Origin of the sequence: Nitrosomonas sp. PY1 (assembly GCF_022836435.1) — a bacterium.
Lineage (GTDB): Bacteria > Pseudomonadota > Gammaproteobacteria > Burkholderiales > Nitrosomonadaceae > Nitrosomonas.
On sequence record NZ_BQXC01000001.1, the window covers coordinates 91,617 to 102,697 of the forward strand.

The window sequence follows — 11,081 nt, forward strand, 5'->3', positions numbered from 1 at the left end:
GTGTTTTAAATGGAGCAACTTACAGATTTAAAAGCAATATTACATTCCAAGCGGGCTAATATTTACTATTTGGAGAAATGCCGGGTAATGCAAAAAGACGGTCGTGTTCTCTATTTGACAGAAGCCAAGGACGAGCAGCTCTACTGGAATATTCCGATTGCCAATACCACAGTTATTTTATTAGGTACCGGCACTTCCATTACCCAAGCGGCAGTTCGTATGCTCGCATCTGCGGGTGTTTTGATCGGCTTTAGCGGTGGAGGTGGTACGCCACTACTAGCAGGTAGTGAAATCGAATGGTTGACACCGCAAAGTGAATACAGGCCGACCGAATACGTACAGGGATGGTTATCATTCTGGTTCGATGAAGCGAAACGATTGTGGGTTGCCAAACATTTTCAACTGATGCGCATCAATTACCTGCAAAATGTATGGAACAAGGATAAGGACCTGAAAAATGAAAATTTCTTTATCGACGATCAAGATGTCATGCAGGCGTTTTCAGGTCTCTCAAACAAAGTCGAGCAAGCAAACAATGTCACTGAATTACTGTTGATCGAAGCTCAACTCACCAAAAACCTCTACAAAATAGCCGTCAGCCGAACCCAGCAAAAAGATTTCGTGCGTAATTACGACAGCACCGACAGCGCCAATGCTTTTCTCAATCATGGTAATTACTTAGCTTACGGATTGGCTGCGGCTACACTTTGGGTATTGGGTATTCCGCACGGTTTTGCTGTGATGCACGGCAAAACCCGCCGAGGCGCATTGGTGTTCGATATCGCCGACCTCGTCAAAGACGCCATCGTCCTGCCTTGGGCTTTTGTTTGTGCCAAGGAAAAAATGAGTGAACAGGAATTCCGCCAGCAGATTCTGCAAAAGTTTACCGAACACAAGGCTTTGGATTTTATGTTTGGTCAGGTAAAAGCAACCGCTACAAATAATAGCGGTTGCTTTTAAGCTGCCTGTACGGCAGATAAATCCAATTTATAACTAAGATTATATTTTTCTAAACTATCTGTACGATAGTAAAAAGATATTAAATTAAGATTAAGTATTTTGTCAATTTATAAATAAGATAATATTGGTTGTTAATTCTACTTACTTAGAGTATGCTAACTGACATATAAGGTAAGAATGCAAATCCCGCTTTGTATGCGAGATCACTCTTCGAGCCTGTGGATGTTATGCTTGGTTTGCATAATAGTCATAGAAATCAGGCTACTCTTAAATCTTGGCGGATGAAAGATAGCCTGATTTTAACCCATTAGCACATTGGATGAAATCGTTATGATGGTTACTTTTGTGTCTGAGTGCGAGAAAAAAGCACTTAACAGAACTCGGCGTGTATTCGACGCATTCGCAAACCGTATCGGCAACAACACCTGGCAAACCGTGATCACGGAAGAAGGATTGATCGCGGTCAAAACCCTACTGCGAAAAACCGCAACCAAAAATACTGCTGTTGCTTGTCATTGGATACGGTCGAGAAGCCGCAGCGAGTTGGTGTGGATTGTGGGGAATCGTAGGCGTTTCAATGCACAGGGAATTGTTCCCGTGAATTCCACAGCTAAGAACCTGCTTAATAGTCAATGGGAGAATAACTGGACTTATTTACCCGCTATCAAAGCGCTAGTAGCTATCTCTGCTTTGTTGCATGATTGGGGCAAGGCAACAGCTTTGTTTCAAGCCAAGCTCAAATCCGGAACTACCAAAGGTGATCCCTTACGTCATGAATGGATTTCTTGCTTGTTATTAAATGCTTTGGTTCGACATGCAGGTGATAGTGATGAAGCCTGGTTAAGTCTATTGCAATCAGGTGAACTGAATGAGCAAACACTAAAAACAATTGTCACGCAGAATGCTACCAAGCCCATGGCTGATTTACCCCCGCTGGCGCAACTGGTTGCTTGGTTGGTAGTTTCTCATCATCGTCTTCCGTTCCGCGTAAAACCTGAAAATGAAATTATTTCAGAAAGAGGTCAAAGTTCTTATAAGGAGCGGGATACGGTTCAACGAGTTTTGCAAAGCATCATGCCGGAGTGGGGCTATCAAAACAAATTCGACGAAATGGATTATAAGAAACGTGTAGTCAGTTGTTTTGAGTTCCCCGGTGGCTTGCTTTCTCAATCTTCGCAATGGCTTAAATACTTGAAAAAATGGTCAACCCGCTTATTACAAGCACAGCCGCAAATTCAGCAATTATTCGACAATGGCGCTCACCGTCTGCTGTTACACCATGCGCGTTTGTGCCTGATGTTGGGCGACCATTATTACTCGTCTTGTCCGGCTAAAAATGACTGGCAAAGTCTTGTAACACTGTTTGCAAATACTGATGATAAACGTAATTACAAACAAAAACTCGATGAGCATTTGGTCGGTGTTTGTGAGAATGCGCTGAAAATCAGTCAGACTCTGTCAAGATTTTCATCGGAAATGGAGTCAGCTTACGATATTAAAGCGCTCAAACAAAAAAGCCCTGCCGGGTACGAATGGCAGGATAAAGCCGTTGAAAATATCAAGCAATTCAAATTTCAACACGAAGCTATACGGGAACAAGGCTATGGCTGTTTTATTGTGAACATGGCTAGTACCGGATGCGGTAAAACCATTGTCAATGCCAAGATCATGCGCGCCTTATCCGATGATGGTGAAAGCTTGCGTTACATTCTGGCTTTGGGTTTGCGGACGTTGACGCTGCAAACCGGAGACGAATACCGCTACCGCATCGGTTTGAAAAACGACGAATTGGCTGTTTTAATCGGTTCGGCGGCAGTTAAAGAGTTGCACGAGCAGGCACAGAAAAAGCATGAGCAAGAACCGGCTTTTGAGGAACTAGGCGCGGAATCGCTGGAACAATTATTAGAGGAAGATTTGCATTACGGCGATGCGCCTACCGCAGAATTTCTGGATGTTTTGTTTCCCGAAAAACACAAAGCAAAACACAAAGCCTTTTTATATAAACCGGTACTGGCTTGTACCATCGATCATATCATTGCTGCTACCGAGATTTTACGTGGAGGGAAATATATTCTGCCTTGCCTGCGGTTGCTGTCATCGGATTTAGTGATTGATGAAGTCGATGATTTCGACGGTGCCGATTTAGTCGCCATCGGCCGCCTGATTCATCTCGCCGGGATGCTCGGACGGAAAGTAATGATTTCCTCGGCCACTATTCCCCCGGCATTGGCGGAAGGTTTTTTTAATGCCTATCAGGCTGGATGGCAGTTGCATAGCCATTTTAAACAAGCAAGCCCCATAATTGCCTGCGCGTGGATTGATGAATTTACCGCCCGCATGGAGCGAGTCGATCAGAGTGATGTAAAGAACCGTTGCTACCAGTATCAGAGCCTGCACCGGCAATTTATCGATAAACGGGTCATTAATTTGCAAAAACAGGTGGTCAAGCGTAAAGCTTTTATCGTACGTTGTGACGATTTGCTCTTGGAAAAAAATGATGAACAATCCCGGCAGCAGCGCTATTTTGAAAAAATCCGCCAAACCGTTTATCACCTTCATAGCAGTCATCATACGATTGATGCGAGAACCGGCAAGAAGGTGTCTTTTGGTGTCATCCGCACAGCGAATATTTCACCTTGCGTGGCGCTCACTCAATTTTTACTGCAAGCCGATTGGGAAGAAAACTACACTCCCAGAATCATGACTTATCACAGCCGACAGGTTTTGCTTTTGCGTCAGGGGCAGGAAAAGCACCTGGATAATGTATTAAAGCGTAAGGAAAAACCCGGTGAGATGCCGGAAGGATTAAAAGATCCTATTATCCGACATCACCTTGATAATACACATGCCGAGCATGTCATGTTTATCTTGGTAGCTACACCAGTCGAAGAAGTTGGGCGGGATCACGATTTCGATTGGGCGATCATCGAGCCGTCTTCCTTCCGTTCCATTATTCAATTAGCCGGACGCGTGCGACGGCACCGGCAAGGCAGCGTCGAGCAAGCCAATATCGCTGTGATGCAATATAACCTGAGTGCATTGCGCCGGGATGACAGACCGGCTTATTGCCGCCCCGGTTACGAAACGGCGAAAACGTTACGGTTGACAACGCATGACCTTTGCCAGTTGGTCGATGAAACTGCTTTAAACCATGTAGTCAATGCCGTTCCTCGTATCCAGCAACCTGAATCTATGCAGCCCAGCCAACGCTTGGCCGATTTGGAACACCAAGCAATACACCTGGTATTAACGCAATACGATCAAAAAGGCCCGCAATGCTTACAAGCATGGCTTACCGAATGTTGGTGGTTGACTGCCGTACCGCAACAACTGAACCGGTTTCGTGAGAGCGAACCGGATATGAATTTGTATCTGGTTTGGCGAAACGGAAAAGCAGTGTTCTGTGAAAAGGACGAATGTGGCGAATTCATACTTCGCCAATCGAGAAATAACATTGCCAAAGCCGATGCAATGACGGAAACAATGCTCGGCAGATTGTGGCTAAAAAGAGATTACCAGCAAGCATTGCTTGAGCAGACTGGTGTCGAGAGTCAATTCAACGCCGACATTGAGCAGTTAATTACAGAAAAATCGAAGCACTACGGAGAAATTACGTTTCCTAAACGAGATAACGATGATCGCAAGTGGTTTTATTCGGATCAATTAGGTTTGTTTCAACTGTAAAAAGTATATCGCAACCACAGAGGAATCTCATTATGAGTCAGGACATTAATTCCTTTCTTGAGGAACGAAAGGTGAACTGGTTGAAAGCTCGAGTAAAAGCATCAATGAGCGATGAAGAGCAAGAAAATCTTGTTGCGGAAGCAAATGAGAAATTTTTCCCAGCTACTTGGCTACCAGATGCAGCCAAACGTGCTGCTTGGTTATCGATAGTCAGTCACCCGGGAAAATTTAGTCATCCAAGTGCAAAAACAACTTCAATTATCGCAATAGGTAAACCAAGACACGATGGCTATTTGCGAAGTGGTAATGTTGAGTATGAACTTGATGTGCTCGGTAACGCGGCTGCAATGGATGTATATAAATTCCTCAGCTTAACTATGGAAGATGGAGAAACCGTCTTACAACATTTGGAGCGTGATAGCCCTGAAATTCGGACTTTATTAACTATGCAGACTGTCAGTTATGAGAGCCTTAAAGAAGGTTTTATGACTATCAAACAAACTGACGGTGAAAACAAAACCGATCAACTGGTTAAGCAGGTTTACTTTCCAGTCGATGATGCCTACCACTTGCTTTCTCTGATGACACCTTCGGGTTTGCTAACAAAGCTGAAAGCAAAAATCGATACTATGCGTTTCTCAGAAAAAACCCAGCAAGCTAGAGAGCATCGTAAAAAAAATGAGCATCACGAACATGGTTTTGAAGATTTGCTGGAACTTACGGTTACTGCGTATGGTGGTACCAAACCACAAAATATCAGTGTTCTTAACAATCAAAATGCTGGATTGGCCTATTTATTGCCAAGCATTCCGCCTAATTTGCATCAACGCCAGATTCGACTCCCCACAAGCAACTTTTTCAGAAATAGTTTGTGGCCACGGCAGTTCCAGGAGAGTTTCCAGACTCTGGATCGCCTCATCAAAAGTGGCATCAATAACAAACCGATTCGAGACGGTATTCACAACACACTTAAATTTTTGATTGACCAGGTTATGCAACGGGTATTCCAGATTCGTGCGATCGCTACAGGTTGGTCGGAGGCGGAGCATTACCGGAATTTACCACTCGCTCAGCGAATATGGCTAGACGATGCCAAACTGGAGCAACGACAGAATCATGATGATTGGCTGAAAGAGGTTGCAGCAGCTTTTGCCAAATGGCTATTGGATAGCTATGAGTATCTGCACAAAGACACTCAAGTGAAATTGAGTGACGACGAGTTGCTTGAAGTGAAAAAACTCATATCGGAAGCACTGAATAGCGACAAGGAGTTTTTCAAATGAACATGAGACGTTTTTTATTAATATCCCATCTTAAAATCCACAACGCCAATGCCATGAGTAGCCCGTATTCCATTGGCTTTCCGGCGATGACAGCTTGGCTGGGCGCGATGCATGCCTTGCAGCGGCACCTCCACCAACAAGGCTTGAACGAGATTGAGTTGAATGCCGTGGCAGTAAGTTGCCATCAGTTTGATTTAAAAGTTTACAAAGGGCCGGGGGATTTCGTTCATTCGATTGTAGGCACGGCTAATCCATTGGATAAAGACGGCAGTCGTCCGGCCTTCGTCGAAGAGGCGCGCTGTCACTTGGAAGTTTCATTATGGGTCGAATTTCACGGATTGGACAGTGATGATCATGATCGTTTTAAAAATTTAGTTGATACTCAGCTACAGCGTATGAAATGGGCAAGTGGCGACGTATTGACCGTCAAGCCGGTTGAAATTCTACAGATTGATGAAGATAACGAGCATGAAACAAGAAAAGCGCTCAACCGCTTGATGTTGGGGTATGTACTGATCGAACGCCGGGATTTGATGCTGAAAACTATGCAGGAAGAAAACAAAGATGCTCTGGATGCATTACTTGATCATTTAAAGATCATGCATCGCAGTACTCAGGACGAGAACGGTAAAGTCACCTGGAGCAGTCGACGCAAAATACCGGGCTGGCTAGTGCCGATTGCCGTCGGCTTTCAGGGCATTTCCGAGCTTGGCATAGCCAGGAATCAACGTGACCGGGACACACTGCACCGTTTTGCTGAAAGCGTAGTCACATTGGGTGAATTCAAGATGCCTTATCGCATTACCAAACTGGATGACATGCTTTGGCAATACCGTGTTGTGCCTGAACAAAATTTATATCTTTGCCAAACCTTATCATCAACCTATGGAGACTGAACATGGCTGTTAAGAACGACGCAACCGTATTGGCTTTTGAAAAGAAACTGGTACCTTCGGATGGCTATCTGTATGGCACAACATGGAATGAACGCCATCAGAAGGATAAAGCGATTGCATTGAAGCTGAATGAAAAATCGGTGCGTGGTACGATTTCCAATCGATTAAAGCCAGCACTGCAGAGTGATCCATTGAAACTTAATGCAGAAGTTGAAAAACCTAATCTGCAAACTGTCGATGCCTGCGCTTTGAGTGAAAATCAAGATACCTTGAAGCTCCATTTCACATTGAAAATTCTTGGGGGAGTAGAAAAACCCTCGGCCAGTAATGGCCCTAAATTTAATGAATCCTACCCGAAAGTTGTGCAAGCTTACATCGAACATGAAGGTTTTAAAGAATTATCCAGACGTTATGCCACTAACATTGCTAATGGGCGGTATTTATGGCGCAACCGGGTAGGTGCGGAAAAAATCGAAGTGATTGTCGATACCGGAGACGGTCAGGCATTTACCTTCACTGCTAAAGATTTTGCGTTAAATCGCTTCGATTCAAGTAATCCTGATTTACAGGCACTCTCAAATAGAATCGCCGAAGCATTATGTGGACGATTGCCTTATTTGCTTATCAGCATTGAGGCTTTTGCATTGGTCGGAAAAGCGCAGGAAGTTTATCCCAGCGAAGAACTGGTTTTAGACAAGGGAAAGGGTAACAAAAGCAAGGTCCTGTATGAAACTAATGGCGTAGCGGCAATGCATTCGCAGAAAATAGGCAATGCTTTGCGCACAATCGATACTTGGTATCCCGGCTATGACAGTCTGGAAATTGGTATTGGGCCAATCGCGATCGAACCTTATGGGGCAGTAACAAACCTTGGGAAAGCCTTTCGAACGCCTAAAGATAAAGTTGATTTTTATACTTTATTTGACAGCTTTGCATTGGGTGAATCACTTGCCGATAAAACTCAGCAACATTATGTCATGGCTGTCCTGGTGCGTGGCGGGGTTTTTGGCCAGAGCGGTAAGGAATAGATCATGAAATGCTATCAGGAAATTACTTTAATTTCTAATGCAGATATCAACCGGCATTTCCTCTGGTCCAAAACCTTCCAGCAAATCCACCTTGGACTTGTTGAAGCGCAGGATGTGCAAAAGCGCGTATCGATTGGCTTATCGATTCCCGAATACAAGATGGGTGAAAAATTTGGAGTGTTAGGCAGCAAGCTTCGATTGTTTGCTCCGGACGAAGCTACGCTGATCCAGTTCGACGCGGATAAGCGATTAAACCGCCTGAGCGATTATGTGCATTGCACCAGTATTCGCCCGGTACCAAGCACGGTCAAAGGTTATGCGGTTTATCAGCGTGAGCAACCTAAAACCGGCAAAGAGCGGCTAGCCCGGCGTTATGCCAAGCGACACAACTTGGATTATGAAACTGCGTTTAATCACAAAGTTGAGTTGTGTGCAAAACACGATAATGCAATCGAGTGTGAAAGAATGTTGATGAGTTACAGCGAAATGCCGCACAAAATCATCACAACCCCGTTTATTCGGTTAAAAAGTTTAAGTAGCGGTAATACATTCTGTCTTTGGATCAAAAAAAGGAAAATAGAAAGCAGCGTTAGCGGAACTTTCACAACCTATGGTTTAAGTTCCGCTGCTTCTGTACCCGAATTTTGACCTATTTTTTGGACGATCTTTAACAATTCAAATAAATCAGCTAGTTGTGACGCAGGTATTTACATGATGGTTATTGATTAGAAAACATCTTATATACTGCACCACGACTGGCTTTAAGTTTTTTTATCGTCAGTTCGCTGCCGCACAGGCAGCTTAGAAAGTCGACGAGAATGAAACACGTCAAGAGCATATGTTCGCTGCCGCACAGGCAGCTTAGAAAAAAGAAACATTTAGAAGAATTGATCAAAGATGGTTCGCTGCCGCACAGGCAGCTTAGAAAGTTTGATTTCTTCGCTGTACGTAGTAACCGCTGTTTTTAGATTTTGCGTAAGCAATATTAATATGCTACCCCTAAGCGCGTTACTTCACTCCGCCATAGGGATACGGGACGAATTGGTATCCGGTACCTGCACGCAGAAGATGGCCGAGACCTGGAAACGGCTGATGGGCGGCTGCGATAATGACCCGATCTGTAGCGGCTTCGGCAAAGATCTTCGCTCTGGCCTTGGCTGCCGTTGGAGAATCAGTATCAAAAACGATGGTGACTTGTGGTTGTGCGAATTGAATTGTGCCGACGTGTATCACATCGCCCCACACCAACATGCGTTGGCCTTCCGACTCGACTTTGTAGACAGTGTGGCCGAGAGTGTGGCCAACAGCTGAGATAGCCTGAATGCCGGATATCAGTTCGGCATTTCCGGCAAAGGGTTTGAGCCGTCCCGCCTCCTTATAGGGCTTGAGGGCGGATTCGGCGAAGGGGAAGAACGGACGATGATCTTCCGGCGCTTTCATCACTTGGTCAACGTCTGTCCAGTAGGAAAGCTCGCGCTGATCAAGTCGGATGATGGCATTCGGAAACGCTTCACCGGCCGGAGTGATCAATCCACCAACATGATCCGGATGGATATGCGTGAAGTACACTTCATCGACTTGCTCGGGACTATAGCCCGAAGCCGTCAAGTTCTTCAGCAATTGCCCAAGGCTCGGACCAAAAATGCCACTGGGCCCGGTGCCGCTATCGATCAAGACAAGCTTCTCGCCAGTATTGATCAGAAAGGCGTTCACCGAAACAGGAATCACAGGTCCTTGAAACAGCGCGTCCAAGTCCTCCTCGACCTTCTTGGGAGTTGTGTTGGTCAGCAGCTTACTCGGTTCGAGATCGATGGTTCCATCGTGAAGCGCGGTAATCTCGAATTGGCCCAGCATCATTCGGTAGAAGCCAGGTGCTTGAAACTTCTGCTGGGGTGCAGCGGCCCAGGCCGAACTGATGAACAGTGTAGTAAATAACAGCGAAAGGATACGTTGCTTGATTTTCGTCGTCAGATTCATTTTGATTGATTGAGTGAGTTAAGGCAGTTTCATTTTGGTAAAGCAATGAAGACTTAATTCTGTCGTGCGGACTTGATCAGCTCAATGACTCACCAATTTGGCGAGGACTGAATTTCATTTGTTTTTTCTTTGTTTTTTGAAGTAAAGACTGAATTCTATCAATTATTCTCAAATACTTTTTGCAATAATGCAATTACGACCACTATTTTTAGCAATATAAAGGCATTCATCCGCTTTTCGCAATACTGTAGCAATGTCGGTAGTCTCGGTTTGCTTATCAACAAAACATGCACCGATGCTTACGGTGATTCGTAATTCGTTAGTTGTATTATGGATAATTTTAATTGGGCTATTGCAAATTGCTTTACGAAAACGATTTCCAATTAACGATATGCGTTTTTCTCCACAAGGGTACAATATTGCTAAGAATTCTTCTCCTCCCATTCGGCCAATCGTATCGTATTTTCGACAACATTTGCTGAATCGCTTGCTTATTTCCTGCAGCACTTGATCGCCAACATCATGTCCATAGGTATCATTGACTGCTTTAAAGTAATCAATATCCATATGCATAATACTTATTGGTTTATTTTCTCGGTGCGCTAAGTGCAATGTTTTTTCAAGTAGTTCAATTAGCGCTCCTCTATTCCAGATTCTTGTAAGATAGTCGTGAGTTGCTTTTATGTAGAGCTCATTTTTTGATTTCTCTAGGCTTTGATTTAAATCGTCTATTTTCCTTGCAGCCAGGCGTAACTCCATTTGATCCACAACCATCTTGGAAAGTCTTTCCAGAATATTGATTTCGTCTTGAGTAATTGTTCTCGGCTTGAAATCAGCTACACATAGTGTGCCTAAATTATATCCATCATGGGTTTTTAGTTGTGAAGCAGCATAGAAGCGAATTCCATTCTTTTCTTTTGTCAAGGAGTTGGCCAAAGTTCTGGGGTCTAGGGTTGCATCTTTTACAATATATGGTTTGTTGCATAAAATGGCCGATGAACATAAGCCTGGCTCACGATTTATTTCCGTAATGTCTGTTCCATGGCGTGATTTAAACCATATTCTATCTTTATCGACCAAACTCACAATGGCAATTGGTGTGTTTAGAAATCGAGCTGCGAGTGTAGTAATATTGTCAAATGCGCCGTTCTTAGGAGTATCTAAGATTTCATAGCGATATAGCGCTTTGATTCTTTGCTTTTCCTTAACCGGATCAATAATAATCGAATAATTCATATCAGTGTAAAGCTAAA

8 protein-coding genes and 1 CRISPR repeat array are annotated in these 11,081 nt (G+C 44.1%); of the genes, 6 read left to right on the forward strand and 2 right to left on the reverse strand.

The genetic code is table 11. The features are described from left to right. Window positions 1–9: 9 nt before the first annotated feature. The 6 genes from cas1f (at window position 10) to cas6f (ending at window position 8,499) form a co-directional block, all read left to right on the forward strand. Entirely contained in the window at window positions 10–960 is a 951-nt protein-coding gene (cas1f, locus tag W03_RS00415) for a type I-F CRISPR-associated endonuclease Cas1f (protein WP_244070317.1), read from the forward strand. A 330-nt stretch (window positions 961–1,290) separates the two neighbouring features. Next, entirely contained in the window at window positions 1,291–4,644 is a 3,354-nt protein-coding gene (gene cas3f / locus W03_RS00420; RefSeq protein WP_244070319.1) for a type I-F CRISPR-associated helicase Cas3f, read from the forward strand. Window positions 4,645–4,676: 32 nt separating this feature from the next. Then, window positions 4,677–5,927: a type I-F CRISPR-associated protein Csy1 gene (csy1, locus tag W03_RS00425; protein WP_244070321.1), complete on the forward strand. Its 1,251-nt coding sequence runs from the start codon at window positions 4,677–4,679 to the stop codon at window positions 5,925–5,927. Beyond that, window positions 5,924–6,823 (forward strand): type I-F CRISPR-associated protein Csy2, encoded by a 900-nt coding sequence (csy2, locus tag W03_RS00430; protein WP_244070323.1) that lies wholly within the window; start codon window positions 5,924–5,926, stop codon window positions 6,821–6,823. Before csy1 ends, csy2 begins: the two co-directional genes overlap by 4 nt. A 2-nt stretch (window positions 6,824–6,825) precedes the next feature. Then, complete coding sequence (gene csy3, locus W03_RS00435; RefSeq protein ID WP_244070325.1) at window positions 6,826–7,851, forward strand: type I-F CRISPR-associated protein Csy3; 1,026 nt, start codon at window positions 6,826–6,828, stop codon at window positions 7,849–7,851. A gap of 3 nt (window positions 7,852–7,854) precedes the next feature. Further along, complete coding sequence (gene cas6f, locus W03_RS00440; RefSeq protein WP_244070327.1) at window positions 7,855–8,499, forward strand: type I-F CRISPR-associated endoribonuclease Cas6/Csy4; 645 nt, start codon at window positions 7,855–7,857, stop codon at window positions 8,497–8,499. A 132-nt stretch (window positions 8,500–8,631) separates the two neighbouring features. Then, a CRISPR array of direct repeats spans window positions 8,632–8,781; the repeat unit is 28 nt; unit sequence GTTCGCTGCCGCACAGGCAGCTTAGAAA. A gap of 78 nt (window positions 8,782–8,859) precedes the next feature. On the opposite strand, the gene W03_RS00445 is transcribed toward cas6f, so the two are convergent. Further along, window positions 8,860–9,828 carry an MBL fold metallo-hydrolase gene (locus tag W03_RS00445; RefSeq protein WP_244070329.1) on the reverse strand — a complete coding sequence of 323 codons (969 nt, stop codon included), beginning with the start codon at window positions 9,826–9,828 and terminating at the stop codon, window positions 8,860–8,862. Between the two features lie 168 nt (window positions 9,829–9,996). Then, the gene (locus tag W03_RS00450; protein WP_244070331.1) at window positions 9,997–11,064 is read right to left on the reverse strand and encodes a sensor domain-containing diguanylate cyclase; all 1,068 of its coding nucleotides are present in this window, start codon (window positions 11,062–11,064) and stop codon (window positions 9,997–9,999) included. Between the last annotated feature and the right edge of the window lie 17 nt (window positions 11,065–11,081).